The organism is Bacillus sp. JJ1533 (assembly GCF_036965045.1).
Lineage (GTDB): Bacteria > Bacillota > Bacilli > Bacillales > Bacillaceae_L > Ferdinandcohnia.
In genome coordinates this window covers 47,922-63,872 of sequence record NZ_JBALOV010000044.1, presented here as the reverse complement: position 1 = coordinate 63,872, position 15,951 = coordinate 47,922, and the positions used below count along the sequence as shown (strand labels likewise).

General features: G+C 41.7%; 22 protein-coding genes. 19 read left to right on the top strand and 3 right to left on the bottom strand.

Annotated features, from left to right (window positions below):
- Positions 1–275 precede the first annotated feature (275 nt).
- From V7138_RS22810 to V7138_RS22790, 5 genes are all read left to right on the top strand, one after another.
- The gene (locus tag V7138_RS22810; protein WP_335401989.1) at positions 276–1,172 is read left to right on the top strand and encodes a M23 family metallopeptidase; all 897 of its coding nucleotides are present in this window, start codon (positions 276–278) and stop codon (positions 1,170–1,172) included.
- Positions 1,173–1,364: 192 nt separating this feature from the next.
- Complete coding sequence (locus V7138_RS22805) at positions 1,365–1,799, top strand: DMP19 family protein (protein ID WP_335401987.1); 435 nt, start codon at positions 1,365–1,367, stop codon at positions 1,797–1,799.
- Between the two features lie 155 nt (positions 1,800–1,954).
- The gene (locus V7138_RS22800) at positions 1,955–2,152 is read left to right on the top strand and encodes a PLD nuclease N-terminal domain-containing protein (RefSeq protein WP_335401985.1); all 198 of its coding nucleotides are present in this window, start codon (positions 1,955–1,957) and stop codon (positions 2,150–2,152) included.
- A 1-nt stretch (position 2,153) separates the two neighbouring features.
- A complete protein-coding gene (locus V7138_RS22795; protein ID WP_335401982.1) occupies positions 2,154–3,065 on the top strand; it encodes an ABC transporter ATP-binding protein in 912 nt (303 codons plus the stop codon).
- Entirely contained in the window at positions 3,062–3,841 is a 780-nt protein-coding gene (locus V7138_RS22790; protein ID WP_335401979.1) for an ABC transporter permease, read from the top strand. The genes V7138_RS22795 and V7138_RS22790 overlap by 4 nt, the downstream gene beginning before the upstream one ends.
- A gap of 31 nt (positions 3,842–3,872) precedes the next feature.
- Here the strand turns inward: V7138_RS22790 and V7138_RS22785 are convergent, their stop codons facing one another.
- Both V7138_RS22785 and V7138_RS22780 read right to left on the bottom strand, forming a co-directional pair.
- A complete protein-coding gene (locus tag V7138_RS22785; RefSeq protein ID WP_335401976.1) occupies positions 3,873–4,238 on the bottom strand; it encodes a cupredoxin domain-containing protein in 366 nt (121 codons plus the stop codon).
- A gap of 88 nt (positions 4,239–4,326) precedes the next feature.
- Complete coding sequence (locus V7138_RS22780) at positions 4,327–4,776, bottom strand: Lrp/AsnC family transcriptional regulator (RefSeq protein WP_335401974.1); 450 nt, start codon at positions 4,774–4,776, stop codon at positions 4,327–4,329.
- Between the two features lie 265 nt (positions 4,777–5,041).
- Between V7138_RS22780 and V7138_RS22775 the strand changes: the two genes are divergently transcribed.
- The 14 genes from V7138_RS22775 to V7138_RS22710 all read left to right on the top strand — a co-directional run bounded on the left by V7138_RS22775 (position 5,042) and on the right by V7138_RS22710 (position 15,434).
- Positions 5,042–6,652 carry a gamma-glutamyltransferase family protein gene (locus tag V7138_RS22775; protein ID WP_335401972.1) on the top strand — a complete coding sequence of 537 codons (1,611 nt, stop codon included), beginning with the start codon at positions 5,042–5,044 and terminating at the stop codon, positions 6,650–6,652.
- 24 nt (positions 6,653–6,676) lie between these two features.
- The gene (locus V7138_RS22770; protein ID WP_335401969.1) at positions 6,677–7,252 is read left to right on the top strand and encodes a chromate transporter; all 576 of its coding nucleotides are present in this window, start codon (positions 6,677–6,679) and stop codon (positions 7,250–7,252) included.
- On the top strand, positions 7,249–7,779 hold the full coding sequence (locus V7138_RS22765) for a chromate transporter (RefSeq protein WP_335401966.1): 531 nt from the start codon (positions 7,249–7,251) through the stop codon (positions 7,777–7,779). Before V7138_RS22770 ends, V7138_RS22765 begins: the two co-directional genes overlap by 4 nt.
- Before the next feature lie 13 nt (positions 7,780–7,792).
- The gene (gene pcp, locus V7138_RS22760; RefSeq protein WP_335401964.1) at positions 7,793–8,398 is read left to right on the top strand and encodes a pyroglutamyl-peptidase I; all 606 of its coding nucleotides are present in this window, start codon (positions 7,793–7,795) and stop codon (positions 8,396–8,398) included.
- 116 nt (positions 8,399–8,514) lie between these two features.
- On the top strand, positions 8,515–9,066 hold the full coding sequence (locus V7138_RS22755) for a chromate transporter (protein ID WP_335401962.1): 552 nt from the start codon (positions 8,515–8,517) through the stop codon (positions 9,064–9,066).
- Positions 9,063–9,590, top strand: a complete 528-nt coding sequence (locus V7138_RS22750) for a chromate transporter (RefSeq protein WP_335401959.1) — start codon at positions 9,063–9,065, stop codon at positions 9,588–9,590. Before V7138_RS22755 ends, V7138_RS22750 begins: the two co-directional genes overlap by 4 nt.
- Positions 9,591–10,146: 556 nt before the next feature.
- Positions 10,147–10,422, top strand: a complete 276-nt coding sequence (spoIIID, locus tag V7138_RS22745; RefSeq protein ID WP_010677153.1) for a sporulation transcriptional regulator SpoIIID — start codon at positions 10,147–10,149, stop codon at positions 10,420–10,422.
- Between the two features lie 145 nt (positions 10,423–10,567).
- Positions 10,568–11,569, top strand: coding sequence for a rod shape-determining protein (locus V7138_RS22740; protein ID WP_335401956.1), 1,002 nt, complete (start codon positions 10,568–10,570; stop codon positions 11,567–11,569).
- Positions 11,570–11,706: 137 nt separating this feature from the next.
- Positions 11,707–11,832 carry a hypothetical protein gene (locus V7138_RS22735; protein WP_335401954.1) on the top strand — a complete coding sequence of 42 codons (126 nt, stop codon included), beginning with the start codon at positions 11,707–11,709 and terminating at the stop codon, positions 11,830–11,832.
- Positions 11,833–11,939: 107 nt separating this feature from the next.
- Entirely contained in the window at positions 11,940–12,776 is an 837-nt protein-coding gene (locus V7138_RS22730; protein WP_335401951.1) for a flagellar hook-basal body protein, read from the top strand.
- A gap of 331 nt (positions 12,777–13,107) precedes the next feature.
- Entirely contained in the window at positions 13,108–13,941 is an 834-nt protein-coding gene (locus V7138_RS22725; protein WP_335401997.1) for a flagellar hook-basal body protein, read from the top strand.
- 78 nt (positions 13,942–14,019) lie between these two features.
- On the top strand, positions 14,020–14,316 hold the full coding sequence (locus V7138_RS22720; RefSeq protein ID WP_335401948.1) for a DNA-directed RNA polymerase subunit beta: 297 nt from the start codon (positions 14,020–14,022) through the stop codon (positions 14,314–14,316).
- A 128-nt stretch (positions 14,317–14,444) separates the two neighbouring features.
- Positions 14,445–14,879, top strand: coding sequence for a 3-hydroxyacyl-ACP dehydratase FabZ (gene fabZ, locus V7138_RS22715; protein ID WP_335401995.1), 435 nt, complete (start codon positions 14,445–14,447; stop codon positions 14,877–14,879).
- A 138-nt stretch (positions 14,880–15,017) separates the two neighbouring features.
- Positions 15,018–15,434, top strand: coding sequence for a hypothetical protein (locus tag V7138_RS22710; protein WP_335401946.1), 417 nt, complete (start codon positions 15,018–15,020; stop codon positions 15,432–15,434).
- Between the two features lie 38 nt (positions 15,435–15,472).
- On the opposite strand, the gene V7138_RS22705 is transcribed toward V7138_RS22710, so the two are convergent.
- Positions 15,473–15,910, bottom strand: coding sequence for a YwpF-like family protein (locus tag V7138_RS22705; RefSeq protein ID WP_335401943.1), 438 nt, complete (start codon positions 15,908–15,910; stop codon positions 15,473–15,475).
- Positions 15,911–15,951 lie beyond the last annotated feature (41 nt).

Below are 15,951 nucleotides of genomic sequence, written 5' to 3'. Positions count from 1 at the left end.
GAAACTGTCATCATCGGGGCTATGAAGACGGGAACGTGATCCCGGCCACTGCTAGAAAGGTCTTCATCAACTTGGAACCAAGTGAAACGCCCCCTTGTCCCTCACACGGTCCATACCCACTCCCCAAACACAACGCCTAACTCTATCCATTTTTTACAAAAAATTCGAATCTATGAATAATATTTTAGACTTTGTCGAAAAATAATCTAAAAAATTTTTTTGAAAATGTATATAATTCCGCGAATGTGTTCAGAATGGTTGCTGAGGTGATAAACATGAGAGAGGAAGAAAAGAAACGTACTTCTCAAAAATCAAGTTTACAACGTTTATTCAGAAAGCGTTGGGTATTTCCAGCAATCTACTTAGTAAGTGCAGCACTCATTCTAACCGCGGTTTTATGGTTCACAGGACAAAACGATGTAGCGAAGGATGATTTGAAATATGGTGAGAATCAGCCAGGAACCGCTACAGGTGAAGAGCCAAGCGTACCCGTAAACCAAGCGGCAGAAAACTTTAAGATGCCTGTCATTGACGAAGATGCAATCCAAGTGTTTAGGGAATTCTACGATGCAGAGGCTTCAGCAGAAAAGCAAGAAGCAGCTCTTGTAGTCTATAACAATATTTATTCCCCTAACAAAGGAATTGATATCGTCGCAAAGAACGGCGAATCATTTGAAGTCGTTGCATCATTAGCTGGAACAGTAACACGTGCAGAAAAAGATCCACTACACGGAAATGTTGTGGAAATCGAGCACACTGACGGTGTTGTCACAATGTATCAATCTCTTGCTGACTTAAAAGTGGCAAAAGGTGACGTAGTTGAACAAGGTGAAGTACTTGGAATGGCTGGCGAAAATCAGTTTGACAAAGAGGCCGCAATTCACGTACACTTTGAAATCCGTAACAACGGAGTAGCTGTTAATCCACTTGAGTACTTTGGACAATCTGTAACGACGCTTGAAAATAGTGAGCAAGGAACAGAAGACAAAGAAGCTGCAAGTAAGGAAGAAGACAAGCAACCTGCAGAAGATAAGCAACCTAAAGAAGAAGAGAAACCAGAAGACAGTAAGAAGCCAGCAGATGAAGAAGGCACTCCTGCTGACGATGAAGACTCAGACGAAGAGGAAAATGCAAACTCAACTGATGCTTCAATCGGAATGGCAAAAGCGTAAGCACGGAGAAACAGTAGTCTAGCTGTGGTGGCAACTTTAGCTAAAAAATCAGACCGATTACTCGAACGGAGTAGTCGGTTTTTTTGTGGGAAAAGGGAAAGATCTCCCGTGTCCTTGTAATATTAAAATAGGGTGATGTATCTCTTTTTGGCCCATAGTATAATGAGGTAAAAAAGGTAGAGGACAAACTAAATGAAAAGTACAGATGAAATCTGGAATGAAGTCATCCATCATATTTGCCAAATTGATTTTCCATCCAATAATCAAAACTTGAATAAAGCTTACCTTGTTTTTCAATACTATTCAGAGCTTGAGAGTGGCGGGCATGAGGCTTGGCTGAACTGGTGGCATGAGTATATTGATGAAGTGGGGATCGGAACTTACATCAAAGAACTAACCGATATTTTAGAAAAAATCAATGCACAGGACTACGCTGTTATTTTGCAAAAATATGGTGAAGACATGTGGCGAACCTTTATTGCTTTAGAAAAGGGAGGAGGAATGGACGAAGATTCCTTTTATCAAGTGATTGAAAAAGCCGACCAGGATTATTACACCCTAGAAGACAAGCTTCAGCAACTACTAGAATCTTATTTTGTGAGCAATCATACGGATTATATTGAATAAAAAGACAAGCAGCGACCAATAGTAAGGGTTGCTGTTTTTTTATGGAACTAGTAACTGTTCTTGTGTCACTAATTTTTTAAAATTTCGTACTGAACTTTTTCTATACTCCAAACGTACTATCTTCGGAATAACATTTGAAAGGAACGTGATCCGTCATGACAGGATTTGAAGATATTAACTGGGCGCTTATCGCACCGATTTTCGTGATTCAATTGATTTTAATGGTGACAGCCTTAATTGACCTCGCAAGAAGCGAACAAACGAATGGACCGAAGCTTCTATGGGTGTTTGTCATCGTTTTAGTTAGCATGCTAGGTCCGATCCTCTATTTTGTAATAGGAAGGAAGAGATAGAATGTCAGAAACGTTAGTTTCAATCGAAAATTTGGTGAAACGGTTTGGGAAGGAAGCGGCGGTGAACAATCTTTCTTTTGAGATAAAAAAAGGAAGCTGTACGGCATTATTAGGTCCAAATGGTGCCGGAAAAACAACAACGCTAAGGATGCTAACGGGGCTCCTTCACCCAACATCGGGAAAAATTAAATTTGATGGTATGGAAAATGGCGACAATCGCAAGTACATCGGTTATTTACCACAGCACCCGGTTTTTTACAACTGGATGTCTGCAAATGAATTTTTAATCTATGTCGGACAGCTTGCACGTTTAACGAAAAAAGAGTCACAGCAAAAAGCCGATGAATTACTAGATTTAGTCGGTCTCGCTGATGCCAAGAAAAAGAAAATTGGCGGTTTTTCAGGCGGAATGAAGCAACGACTTGGAATTGCTCAAGCGATGATTCATGAACCAAAGTTAGTCATGCTAGACGAACCGGTATCCGCGCTTGACCCTGTCGGACGCCGTGAGGTCATTGAAATGATGCGAGAATTGAAAAAGAAAACAACGATTCTGTTCTCGACTCATGTGTTGCATGATGCAGAAGAGGTTTGTGATGATATCGTCATCATTCGTAAAGGTGAATTGGCGTTAAGTGACTCACTAACAGGTTTAAGAAAGCAGCACCAGCATGATGTGATCATCATTGAGGCAGAAACAGATATCACAGATTGGGCAAACGGGTTAACAGCGATAGAGTCGGTTCAGGAAGTGACCGTAGAAAATATGACAGCAACAATTGTTGTATCACAGCTGGCCGAAGCTCGAAATGCTATTTTACAAGATATCTTGATTAAAACAATACCAGTTTCCACGTTTAAAATTGGGCAATCATCCCTCGAGGATGTATTCATGAAGGTGGTGAAGTCATGAGGCAATGGGTCGTGTTGTTTAAAAAAGAATGGATTGAGATGACGCGAAATTTTAAAATCCTCTGGATTCCGCTTGTTTTCATTTTATTAGGTATCATGCAGCCGATTACTTCGTATTATTTACCGGAAATTATTAAAGCAGCGGGTGAATTACCTGAGGGAGCGGTCTTTGATATACCAGTGCCAACACCACAAGAGGTCATTGTGCAAACCCTTGGCCAGTTCAGTCAAATCGGTATTCTCGTCTTAGTGCTAGCATTTATGGGAATTGTGGCTGCAGAAAAAAATAGTGGTGTTTCCGATATCATACTTGTAAAGCCTGTTTCGTTCGCAAATTATATCACGGCAAAATGGGTCAGTATTGTACTGATGACATTTGGTTCATTTTTATTAGGGATTTTAGCGTCTTGGTATTATACAGGAGTTTTAATTGGAGATATCGGATTTGAGGAATTAATGAAGGGATCGCTCGTGTATGGGACATGGCTTGTGTTCCTCGTGACGGTCACACTTTTACTAAGCTCATTATTTAAAAGCAATTTGATCGTGGCCACTTTGTCGTTATTGGTAGCGATTGGGCTCTCAGCCATCACTTCATTATTATCCAAATGGATGACATGGAGCCCAGCAAGACTATCAACACACGCAAGCAAGCTTCTCTTAACAGGAAGCCCGGACAAACAATTTGCTCTATCATTGACCGTATCCATTCTATTTATTTTTGTTCTGCTTATAAGCTCAATCTATCTTTTTTCGAAAAAAGAGAGAGCTGCGTAATAAAAAGCGAGGCTAACCAGCCTCGCCCTTGCTATTTGACGATTACCCTTCCTACCATGCCTTCTTTGGCATGGTACCGACATATCAGTTCATATGTACCAGCCGTTTTTGGTCCCACTGTTACAATTTTTATTTGTTTTGGTTTTAACTCATAGTCAATTCCGAGCTTTTCTACTGTGAAGGTGTGTTCCTTCACGCCGGTGTTTTTCAAGACCAACACGATTGGTTTTCCTTGGGGAATCGTGATGTCTTTCGGGTTAAAGTAATCATCGTTCAGTTGGACTTCAAATTTTTTCATCGGCTCCAGAGGCTGTGTTTCGGCAAATACACCAATCGAGCCAACTACAAACAATACAAGCATAACACTCAAACTTGTTAACCATTTAATTGCAGACATTAGCAACCCTCCTTTCCAATCTAGTTTTTTCTATTTCATCAAATATTATCAGCAATAAAAAAATGGTGTCGGGAAATTCCCGGCACCATTATAGTTTAAGACCAGTCCGACTCTTAAACCTTCTTAATAAAATATGACTTTCCACTCTTGTGATTCCGTCCAGACTATAGAGCTCTTCGTTAATAAATTTTTCAAGCTTGGCGAAGTCCTCGACAAGGACGTGCATATGCAAGGTACTTGGCCCTGTCATTTGATAACAGCTTGCGACACTTGGGTTGTTTGCTAGTGTTTCCGCAACTCTTACCAGTGAAGCGGGTTCACAGTCCACCTCGAAAAAGGCAGAAACACCTTTTCCCACTTTTTCAGAATTAATCACAACAGAGAACTTTTCGATAACGCCTTTGTCAATCAATTGATTGACGCGCTCGCGAATCGATACTCTTGAAAGACCCAGTTCTTTTCCAATGTCTACATAGGACATTCTCCCATTTATTGTTAACAACTCAAGAATTTTTTTATCCGTTTCATCGATCTTCATTGAATCACCACTTGGTTCACGTATTTACATTCATTTTACCATCAGCTAAATCTTTAAACATCAACAAATTGGACGTGCTTACGATTTGTAAAAAGCCGTAAGCCCAATCTGCCAGCGTTTTTACTTATTTCATCAAAATTATAGAATATATTTTAAATTTCAATTATAATCATTATTATAAATGATAAATTCCGTTTGTTAATCAATTTTCGAAAAATAACTAACAATTGTCAAAAATGGGGTACATAGAAGGGGGATTTTACACATGAATTTGGATTATTTGAATTACCCATATGCTTCACAACGAATGGCGACGTTTGCGAAAAATGGAATGGTCGCAACATCCCAGCCATTAGCTGCGCAAGCAGGGTTAGACATTCTGAAAAAAGGCGGGAATGCGATTGATGCTGCAATTGCAACTGCAGCAACGTTAACTGTTGTTGAGCCGACCTCAAACGGAATCGGTGGGGATGCGTTTGCTCTTGTGTGGGTAAAGGGTGAATTGCACGGTCTAAACGCAAGTGGGCCAGCACCAAAAAGCATCTCAATTGATGCCGTAAAAGCAAAAGGGCACAATGAAATGCCAACATTTGGCTTACTACCTGTAACCGTTCCAGGAGTTCCTTCTGCATGGGCTGAGCTGTCCCGACGTTTTGGTAAGCTTCCGCTAACAGAAGTGTTGGCGCCAGCAATTCGGTATGCTGAGGAAGGATACCCATTATCACCTGTTCTAGCAAAATACTGGAAGAGTGCCTATAAAAAATACAAAGAAATCTTTACGACACCAGAATATAAAGGATGGTTTGATACGTTTGCACCTGAAGGCCGTGCACCTGAGATTGGAGAGGTGTGGCGCTCTGAAGGGCATGCGAATACCCTTCGTTCTATTGTAGAAACCAATGCGGAGAGCTTTTACAAAGGCGAGCTAGCTGATAAAATTGATGCTTTTTTCAAAGAACATGGCGGCTTCCTTTCAAAAGACGATCTTGCAGAATATAAACCTGAGTGGGTGCAACCTATTTCAGTCAACTACCGTGGCTATGATGTATGGGAGATTCCGCCAAACGGTCAGGGCATTGTCGCGCTGATGGCACTTAATATCCTCAACGGCCTGGATATCAAGGAAAAGGAATCCGTTGAAACCTATCATAAACAAATTGAAGCTATGAAACTAGCGTTCTCAGACGGTAAAAAATACGTCACAGACCCCGAGAAAATGTCAGTGACGGCAGCACAGCTTTTATCGGAAGAATTTGCCGCACAAAGAAGAAGCTTAATCGGGGATGAGGCGCTAACGCCAGAACCGGGAACACCACCTCGTGGAGGAACCGTCTATTTAGCGGCAGCTGACTCGGAAGGAAACATGATTTCCTATATCCAAAGTAATTATATGGGCTTTGGCTCTGGAATTGTCATTCCTGGAACAGGAATTTCCCTACAAAACCGTGGTCATGATTTCTCCTTAGACCCAACGCATGAAAATGCGTTAGAGCCAGGTAAAAAGACGTACCACACAATCATCCCGGGCTTTTTAACGAAGGATGGCGAAGCGGTTGGCCCATTCGGTGTCATGGGTGGATACATGCAGCCACAAGGTCACACACAGGTCATCATGAATACAATTGATTTCCATTTGAACCCGCAGGCGGCACTTGATTCGCCAAGATGGCAATGGATTGAAGATAAAAAAGTATTGGTCGAACCGAACTTTCCAACCCATGTTGCGCAGGCACTTGCACGACGTGGCCATCAAATTCAGGTAGCCCTTGATGGCGGCAGCTTTGGTCGCGGTCAAATTATTTGGCGAGATCCAAAGACCGGTGTTCTTGCAGGCGGTACGGAGGCAAGGACTGACGGCAGCATTGCATCATGGTAAACAAAACGGAAATGAGTTGATAGCATGAAACAGCTTGATTTATTTTTAGCATTTTTACGAGTCGGGCTATTGGGGTATGGGGGCGGTCCCTCCTCAATTCCACTTGTTCATAAAGAGGTAGTCGGCAAATACAAATGGATGGATGACGATGAATTTGCCGATGTACTTGCCCTTGGAAATACATTGCCTGGTCCGATTGCGACAAAAATGGCTGGTTATATTGGCTACCGCGTTGCAGGTGTGTTAGGGATGATTAATGCCGTATTAGCAACGATTGTTCCGACTATTTTTGCAATGATTATTCTGTTAACCTTCCTAACTTCACTTAAGGATCAGCCATGGGTGCAGGGGATGACAAAAGCAGTTGTCCCAGTCGTTTGCGTAATGCTGGCGACCTTAACCTGGGACTTCTATAAAAAGTCAAAGGACTCACTTGGCTGGAAGTTTGCAGTAGGAATCATCATTGTAAGCTTTTTATTAATGGAGTTTGTTGGAGTTCATCCAGGAATCATCATCGGAGTGCTCCTAGTGGCAGCACTCGTCAAGAAAGACAAAGCTCCAGAAGTTAAGGAATCAATAGAAAAGGGTGTTGGCATGTGATTTATTGGCAAATTTTCTTAGCCTTTTTTATACCGGGAATTGTCGGGTACGGCGGTGGCCCTGCTTCCATTCCACTGGTTGAAAATGAGGTTGTGGGACGCTATGGTTGGTTAACCGTTTCAGAATTCAGTGAAGTACTTGCTCTCGGAAATTCCTTGCCAGGCCCAATTGCTACAAAGATGGCGGGCTATATTGGGTATGATGTAGCGGGAATTCCAGGTGCACTCGTTGGCGTCTTCGCGACTGTGGCACCATCGTTAATTTTAATGGTTGTACTACTCGGCTTTTTATACAAACATAAGGATTCTCCAAAAGTAAAACGAATGTCCAACTATGTGCGCCCGGCAATTGCCGTTTTACTTGGAATTATGACAATTAGCTTTTTCACAACATCGTATGCAGACGCAGGCTTGCTTCAAACCATCATAATCATAGTGGTAAGCTTTGTATTAATGGAAAAGCTGAAAGTTCACCCAGCCTATGTCATCATTGGGGCACTCGGCTATGGCGCGTTTTTTCTAGCATAAAGAGGTGTAAAGAATGAAGAAACTTTTATTAACAGGATTCGTTCCTTTTTTAGATAATCCAATTAATCCGACCGAGGAAATTGTGAAAGCCTTGGAAGGGCGGGTAATCGGAGGATATGAGATTATAGGAAGAGTGTTACCGGTTGATTTTGCAGAGTCGGCAAAACAATGTCTAGAGCATGTCAATGAGGTAAATCCGGATGTCGTCATTTCATTAGGGCTTGCAGCGGGTAGAAGTAAAGTTACACCTGAGCGGATTGCGATCAACTGTCGTGATGGGGCTGAAGATAATAGCGGCGTGAAATTACAGGACGCACCAATTGAAGATAACGGTCCAGCCGGTTATTTTTCGACCTTGCCGATTCGGGCATTTGTCGATGCTTCAGTTGAAAAAGGATACCCAGCTACCATCTCAAACACAGCCGGGACATATCTTTGCAACAATGTGATGTACTCGGTATTGCATAAAATCGAGTTGGAGAATCTTGAAATGCGTGCTGGATTTATTCATGTCCCAGCTTCACATAAGCTTGCCCTTCAGAAAAATGGTATCCCGAGCTGGTCATTAGCAGATCTAGTTGCATCAATTACCGCAATGATTGAAGTTCTCGGGGAGTAACGACTGTTTCAAAAGTTACGTCCAATCGCTGTTTGAATACAAGACCAATATTTGAAAACACTAAGAGGAAGCCTAATCCGAGGCTTCCTCTTTTTCTATATGAAAGGACTTATAAAATGAAGCAATTGTATATTTTTTATGCATTTTTGAAAGTTGGTTTACTTGGATATGGAGGCGGTCCGTCCTCGATTCCGCTTGTCCATAAGGAAGCCGTTGAGCGTTACAAATGGTTAAACGATGATGATTTTGGCGACATCCTTGCACTCGGAAACACCTTGCCTGGGCCGATTGCGACAAAAATGGCTGGCTATATTGGCTATCGTGTTGGAGGCTGGTTCGGGATGATCAATGCGGTTTTGGCAACCTCAGTGCCGACCATCTTATTAATGATTGTTTTGCTTACCTCTTTGACCTCCTTTAAAAATCTGGAGTGGGTGCAGGGGATGACGAAGGCTGTGCTTGCGGTGGTAGGGGTCATGCTTGCTCAATTAACGTGGGAATTCTTCATGAACGCGAAAAAAGGGCTTGGGTGGACAAGAGCGATTCTGCTAGGGGTTGTAAGTGTGTTGGTGTTAGATGTATTTGGCGTACACCCAGGTATTTTAGTTGGGGCCTTACTGGTACTCGCCTTGATAAAAAAGAATAAACAGGAGGAGAAACAAACATGATCTACGTGCAGCTTTTTATTGCTTTTTTCATTCCTGGAATTCTTGGCTATGGTGGTGGTCCGGCCTCAATCCCACTTGTTGAGAATGAAGTTGTTCATCGCTATCACTGGCTTAATGTTCATGAGTTTAGTGAAGTGATTGCGATTGGAAACGCGTTGCCCGGACCGATTGCGACAAAAATGGCGGGGTATATTGGGTATCAACAAGCAGGGATTTTGGGTGCGTTTGTTGCCGTCTTTGCAACGGTTGCTCCTTCACTGATTTTGATGATTGGTTTGCTAAGCATATTAAAAAAGTTTAAGCACTCACCAAAAGTGAAACGGATGACGAATTATATCCGGCCAACAATCGCTGTACTGTTGGGGGCAATGGCATACCGCTTTTTTGAAGAATCGTATGTGGATGCCGGGCTCGTTCATACAATAATCTTGGTGGGGCTGAGTTTTTTACTCCTCGAAAAATGGAAGGTCCACCCCGCATATGTAATTATTGGGTCACTCGTGTATGGGGCGGTGCTGTTATAGTCTTATACCCCGATGCGGGCTGAATTCTACAATTCCCTCTCAATATTTCGCCAAAATCTTTAATTATGACTCAAACAGACAAATTTCTCAGGAAATAATCGAACTGATGTGAATAAAAAATAATATGGTCGAAAAACGCCAAGACAGCCGTTTTAAAAATTACTTATTGTCGAATTCCAGTATTGTTTTTAAAAATGGAGGTAACCGATCATGGGTGTTCTTCTCCGAGTAACGGAAAATCAGAGTCGGATATTTTAAGAAATACAGGTAGTCCAAAGAAAAAACGGCTTGTCCAAACAGAAAAAACATGCCATTTTTAAAAATATTTTGATAAAAGCCTTGTCCCTCTTGAGTTTTATAGCATAATCCCTCACCCAAGCTAATAAAATGTTACAAACCTAACAAAGAGAGTGTTTGAGGTGAGGGGGCGTATACCGTCTTCAAAGATCCAGCAATTCATTATGTCGAATATTATCCAAACAAAATAATTTCTTAGTTGAAGCAAGAACGCGTCTCATTTCACACTTCTCACATCCATATAGGGAGGGCGAGTAGTGTGCACGATTACATCAAAGAACGAACTATCAAGATTGGAAAGTATATCGTGGAGACAAGAAAAACAGTTCGCGTCATTGCGAAAGAATTTGGAGTTTCCAAAAGTACTGTCCATAAAGATTTAACCGAAAGGCTACCTGAAATTAATCCCGAACTAGCAAACGAAGTAAAAGAAATCCTGGATTACCATAAATCAATACGGCATTTACGGGGTGGAGAAGCGACAAAGCTCAAGTATAAAAAAGAAGAAGAATTACAAGAGGAACCAGTAAAATAACATTTAGGGACTTTCTTCCTAGCATTTACGACATTTTCCTACAAAAATCTTACAAAACATCTATTATAAATGTCAGATTGTGATACAATATATTTTAGGAAAATATGTGCATTTGTGTTTCAAATGCAAGGAGGAAAGTTACCAAATGTTAGCTAGGGATATCGGTATCGATTTAGGAACTGCGAACGTACTTATACATGTAAAAGGTAAAGGTATTGTACTGAATGAGCCATCTGTTGTGGCATTAGATAAAAATACAGGTAAAGTTTTAGCGGTTGGTGAAGAAGCTAGACGCATGGTGGGGCGTACACCTGGAAATATTGTGGCGATTCGACCATTAAAAGACGGAGTTATTGCTGATTTTGATGTAACAGAAGCAATGCTTAAGCATTTTATCAATAAATTAAATGTAAAAGGATTTCTTTCAAAACCAAGAATCCTTATTTGTTGCCCAACAAACATCACTTCTGTTGAGCAAAAAGCAATCAAGGAGGCTGCAGAAAAAAGCGGCGGGAAGAAAATCTACCTTGAAGAAGAACCAAAAGTCGCTGCGATTGGAGCAGGAATGGACATCTTCCAACCAAGCGGAAACATGGTCGTAGATATTGGCGGTGGTACTACAGATGTTGCTGTACTATCAATGGGCGATATCGTCACCGCCTCTTCTATAAAAATGGCAGGGGACACATTTGATGCGGAAATCCTTAGCTATATTAAGCGTGAGTACAAGCTCTTAATCGGGGAAAGAACAGCTGAAAACATTAAAATTCAAGTTGCGACTGTTTTCGCAGATTCACGTCAGGAAGAGATTGACATTCGTGGGCGAGACATGGTGACTGGTTTACCTCGTACACTTACAATCAAATCTGATGAAATTGAGAAAGCACTGCGTGAACCGGTTTCTGCAATTGTACAAGCTGCGAAAAGTGTTCTTGAACGAACACCACCAGAGCTTTCTGCGGACATTATTGACCGTGGCGTGATATTAACGGGTGGGGGAGCATTGCTTCACGGGATCGATCAGCTTTTAGCTGAAGAACTACGCGTACCTGTGTTAATTGCTGAAAACCCAATGGAATGTGTGGCAATCGGAACAGGCATCATGCTTGAAAACTTGGACAAGCTTCCACGCAGAAAATTAGTGTAATAAGTAAAATAGGACCTTTCCGAAATGGCAGGTCCTTTCTCACTTTTTTCAAAAAAATTTCGTGTGGCTATATTTTACAGATGAAGAAATAGGGAAATCCTACTATAATAAATAGTAATAAGTGTTCAAAAAGGAGGATGAAGAGGACCGCGTCGACAAAAGCGCCACATCCTGTGGCATTGTCGACACTAGCACGTCCTTGTGCGTCGAAATTTCAAGGCGGTGCAGCTTTGAGTACCGGAGCGTATGCAGTTAATACGTGAGGAACGGAAAAGCAAGCCTACGCAGAAATTCGATGTGTCATATTCACCGCACTTTTTGAACAACCTTTAAAAATAGGTAGATGTTCGGATAAAAATGAGGTGAACCCATGTTACGTGGATTTTATTCTGCTGCAGCTGGAATGCTTGCGCAGCAGCGTCGTACAGAAATGCTAACGAATAATATTGCAAATGCGAATACACCGGGCTATAAAGTAGACCAAGGCTCTTTACGTGCCTTCCCGGAAATGCTCATGCAACGTCTTGAAGGTGTACAAAGCCCAGCTAAAAATGGTGGCAGCCTTCGGAATGCAAGCACCATTGGCGGTCTGAACACTGGTGTATACATGCAGGAAATGATTCCACTGTTCAAGCAAGGAGATATCCGCGAAACAGGGCTACCAACAGATGTGGCGTTGGTGAATGGCAACTTGCCAATCAATGGTGAAACAAACAAACCAGGTTCTCTATTTTTTACCGTGCAAAATGCAAATGGTGATGTGAGGTACACAAGGAACGGAAACTTCACGGTGGACCCGTCTGGATTTTTAACCACAAATGAAGGTTTTTATGTACTTGATGAAAATGGAAACCGAATTGCGCTTGAAAATGATCAATTTGATGTGTCAGCAGACGGTAGGGTTGTTATGAACGGACTACCTCAATCACGTTTAGGCATTGCTTTTTCGGATAATCCAATGGACTTGGTGAAAGAAGGAAATGGCTTGTTCCGGACAAATGACGGTTTAGTGCTACCAAATGCTGCGGTCAATCCAGAAGTGTCCTATACGTTAAAACAAGGTTTCCTTGAAGGTTCGAATGTCGATGTCACACAGGCGATGACCGAAATGATGACGGCGTTTCGGACGTTTGAAGCCAATCAAAAGGTACTGCAGGCGTATGACAAGAGTATGGACAAAGCTGTTAACGAGATTGGAAGATTATAAGAAAAGAGTAAGCGCCTTGTAGTTGAACGTCTACTAAAACCTGCCACATCCTATGGCAAACGTAGACGTCAGCACATCCTCGAAAATGCTATGCATTTTCTTCGTGCGATGATTATGCTGCCGAAGCATTCCTTGTCCTGTGCAAGTCCGACAAGCATAAGACAAGCGCTGACAGAAGGCGCCTTTTGCCTTCAGAAGCGATTGGCTTGTGACCTCGAGCTGCTCAAAGCATCCTTTTCGCAAGATATACACGGAAGCTTATTCAAGGTGAAAACTGGCTAGGCGCTGGAGCTAGACATTAAAGAAAGTGTGGGGATTTTGAGTGCGCTCGATGATTACGGCAACAAATACGATGAGTCAGCTGCAAAAACAGCTTGATACAATTGGACATAATCTAGCAAATATTGATACAACCGGATATAAAAAGCGCCAGGTCAACTTTAGTGAGCTTTTATCCCAACAATTCAATAATCAACCTGTTAACGCCGGGGAGGAAGGTCGCGTGACCCCGAATGGAATTCGCATGGGTGTGGGTGCTCGACTTGGCCATACGAATATGATGATGACCCAAGGTGCCATCAAGACAACAGATCGTGAGCTGGATATCGCGTTTACGAAAGAAAATCAATTTTTACAAGTGTTAGTTGACGAAAATGGCGTTCAGGTCCCTCGTTTTACAAGGGAAGGTGCCCTTTATTTATCTCCAGCAAATGATGGAACCAATCGCGTTTCCCTTGTAACAAGTGGTGGTCATCCTGTTTTAGACCAAGATGGAGAGCCAATCGTATTCGTTGATGATTTTAAGGAAATTAAAATTTCTACAAGCGGAGAGTTAACCGTTATTTCTGAGGCAGGTGCACCTCAAACGTTCAATCTTTCAGTGGTGCAAGTAAACAAACCACAGCTTCTTCAAGCGGTGGGACAAAATCAATTTGCGTTACCTGACTTGGCGGAGCTTGAAATAGCGGCAAATGATGTGTTCGTTTCGTTAGAAGGTGCTTTGCGCGAACAAGTAAGTATGCAGCAAGGGGCACTTGAACAATCCAATGTTGATTTAACAACGGAAATGTCTGATTTAATGCTAACCCAACGTTCGTATCAATTTAATGCAAAATCAATCTCCATTTCAGATCAAATGATGGGGCTTGTGAACGGAATACGATAAAAGAACAACGTAGATACTAAAAGGTAAGGCAGATCATCGCGAATCTCGGCAACAACCTAAAGATAAGGGGTAATCTCAGTGACAAGTGAACTTAACAATACACAAGTAAAATCGCGCGAGGAAATTCGAAAAGCGCGTGACGAAGAAAAGAATACGGGAAAAGAGCCGAAGAAGAAGCGCGAAGGAAAACTTCGTATTCGCTTAATTCCGATTTGGATACGACTTTTGCTTGTCGTTGTTCTTTTTGCAGCCAGCGTCATGATTGGTGTGGTTGTAGGTTACGGAGTCATTGGAGATGGTGATCCGGGCGATGCCTTGAAAAAAGAAACATGGCAGCATATTATAGACCTTGTCAATAAAGATGCAGAAAAGTAAGAGGGTATATACCTTCTTTTTTTTTGTGGCAAAAACTGCTTGGCCGATGTTGTTTTCAATTTCCCTAATACTTGTATTATAATAAGCATTATAAGCTCGACTTATACATAGAGGAGGAAATGGAAAAAATGTACGATATCAATGAAATAAAGGAAATTATTCCACATCGCTATCCGTTTTTATTAGTCGATCGGATTCTTGAATTGGAAGAGGGAAAACGAGCGCTAGGTATTAAAAATGTTACGGCAAATGAGGAATTTTTCAACGGACATTTCCCTGGATATCCTGTCATGCCAGGTGTTTTAATCGTTGAAGCATTAGCACAGGTTGGTGCAGTGGCAATGCTTAAAAAAGAAGAAAACAAGGGCAGACTGGCATTCTTTGCGGGGATTGACAACTGCCGTTTTAAAAAGCAGGTCGTCCCTGGCGATCAACTTCGTCTAGAAGTAGAAATTACTCGTCTTCGCGGGTCGATTGGTAAAGGAAAAGGTGTGGCAACTGTTGACGGCGAGATTGTTTGTGAAACAGAAATCATGTTTGCTTTAGGTGATAAAACAGAATAAGTATCGTTCAAAAACCAGATGATAAAGTTCATCTGGTTTTTTTAATTTTTTTGATACATTTTTTATCTTCGGGGAAAGCTAAGCAAAGACCAAATAGGTCAAACAATACTTAGAAAAAAACAGAAAGGAGAAAATGCAATGAACAACAAATGGTTCTTAAAGCTAATCGGGTCACTTCTTGCCGTGTTTTTAATAACAGGCTGTAACAATGATGACCAAAATCCGCCTCCAGAGGACGATGGACTTGAAACACCGGGGGAGGATTTCAACAATGATCTGAATAATGACACGGATAATAATAACGTGACCCCAGAGGAAGATGTCGTACCTGGTGATAATGATGGTATGAACGATAATAATAACGGTATGAATGGTAATGATACTGGTACAAACGGAAATGGTAATGGCAACATGATTGGTGATGAAAATAACGATGGCGACCTAGATATAGGTAATGACGATGATGACAATAACGGTAACAATAATGGAGTAAATCCTGGTGGCACAGGTGGAACTGGTGGCGCTGGCGCTGGTGGCACAGGTGGAAGCAAATAGGTTTCATCACTAAAAAAGGCAGGATAGTCCTGTCTTTTTTAATTTTCTATTGTTTTTTTCTTTTCTTGAAGGCGGTTTTTGAATTCAGTAAGCAGGCCTTCACCCTGTAAACCCTGTTGAATAAGGTCGGTCAGGACAATCTCAGCCATGATCGGTCGACTTGAGACTAGATTTCCATCCAAGAGGACACTCACGCTATTATCCATTTCCTTAATGATTTTGACGTCGCCCATAAAAGTGGCAGGATCATTTGATTTTTTAGAAATTATGACTTGAAGGTTCAATTTTGTTTCGTCTTGTTTTGCCTTTTCAAAAATGGGCTTAAAAGACTTTTCAAAAAAGGCTTCTACTATCCAACGGTTTTCCCCATCCTCTTTATTGATAATCAACCCATCAATTAACGGTATATCTTCAATCCGGCTCGGCTGCTCATCCTGATGAAGAACCATAAGTGACACCAATCTAAACGTTTTCAAGTTCCTGACCTCCTTATATTTCGTTCGTACTATACAGATAG

Excerpts from the sequence above, each read along its gene's own strand:
- V7138_RS22755 (WP_335401962.1), top strand. The coding sequence starts at position 8,515 with ATGAAGCAATTGTATATTTTTTATGCATTTTTGAAAGTTGGTTTACTT.
- V7138_RS22790 (WP_335401979.1), top strand. The coding sequence starts at position 3,062 with ATGAGGCAATGGGTCGTGTTGTTTAAAAAAGAATGGATTGAGATGACG.
- V7138_RS22780 (WP_335401974.1), bottom strand. The coding sequence starts at position 4,776 with ATGAAGATCGATGAAACGGATAAAAAAATTCTTGAGTTGTTAACAATA.
- V7138_RS22770 (WP_335401969.1), top strand. The coding sequence starts at position 6,677 with ATGAAACAGCTTGATTTATTTTTAGCATTTTTACGAGTCGGGCTATTG.
- V7138_RS22740 (WP_335401956.1), top strand. The coding sequence starts at position 10,568 with ATGTTAGCTAGGGATATCGGTATCGATTTAGGAACTGCGAACGTACTT.
- V7138_RS22810 (WP_335401989.1), top strand. The coding sequence starts at position 276 with ATGAGAGAGGAAGAAAAGAAACGTACTTCTCAAAAATCAAGTTTACAA.
- fabZ (WP_335401995.1), top strand. The coding sequence starts at position 14,445 with ATGTACGATATCAATGAAATAAAGGAAATTATTCCACATCGCTATCCG.
- V7138_RS22725 (WP_335401997.1), top strand. The coding sequence starts at position 13,108 with ATGATTACGGCAACAAATACGATGAGTCAGCTGCAAAAACAGCTTGAT.
- V7138_RS22805 (WP_335401987.1), top strand. The coding sequence starts at position 1,365 with ATGAAAAGTACAGATGAAATCTGGAATGAAGTCATCCATCATATTTGC.
- V7138_RS22710 (WP_335401946.1), top strand. The coding sequence starts at position 15,018 with ATGAACAACAAATGGTTCTTAAAGCTAATCGGGTCACTTCTTGCCGTG.
- V7138_RS22800 (WP_335401985.1), top strand. The coding sequence starts at position 1,955 with ATGACAGGATTTGAAGATATTAACTGGGCGCTTATCGCACCGATTTTC.
- V7138_RS22750 (WP_335401959.1), top strand. The coding sequence starts at position 9,063 with ATGATCTACGTGCAGCTTTTTATTGCTTTTTTCATTCCTGGAATTCTT.
- V7138_RS22785 (WP_335401976.1), bottom strand. The coding sequence starts at position 4,238 with ATGTCTGCAATTAAATGGTTAACAAGTTTGAGTGTTATGCTTGTATTG.
- V7138_RS22730 (WP_335401951.1), top strand. The coding sequence starts at position 11,940 with ATGTTACGTGGATTTTATTCTGCTGCAGCTGGAATGCTTGCGCAGCAG.
- V7138_RS22775 (WP_335401972.1), top strand. The coding sequence starts at position 5,042 with ATGAATTTGGATTATTTGAATTACCCATATGCTTCACAACGAATGGCG.
- pcp (WP_335401964.1), top strand. The coding sequence starts at position 7,793 with ATGAAGAAACTTTTATTAACAGGATTCGTTCCTTTTTTAGATAATCCA.
- V7138_RS22735 (WP_335401954.1), top strand. The coding sequence starts at position 11,707 with ATGAAGAGGACCGCGTCGACAAAAGCGCCACATCCTGTGGCATTGTCG.
- V7138_RS22795 (WP_335401982.1), top strand. The coding sequence starts at position 2,154 with ATGTCAGAAACGTTAGTTTCAATCGAAAATTTGGTGAAACGGTTTGGG.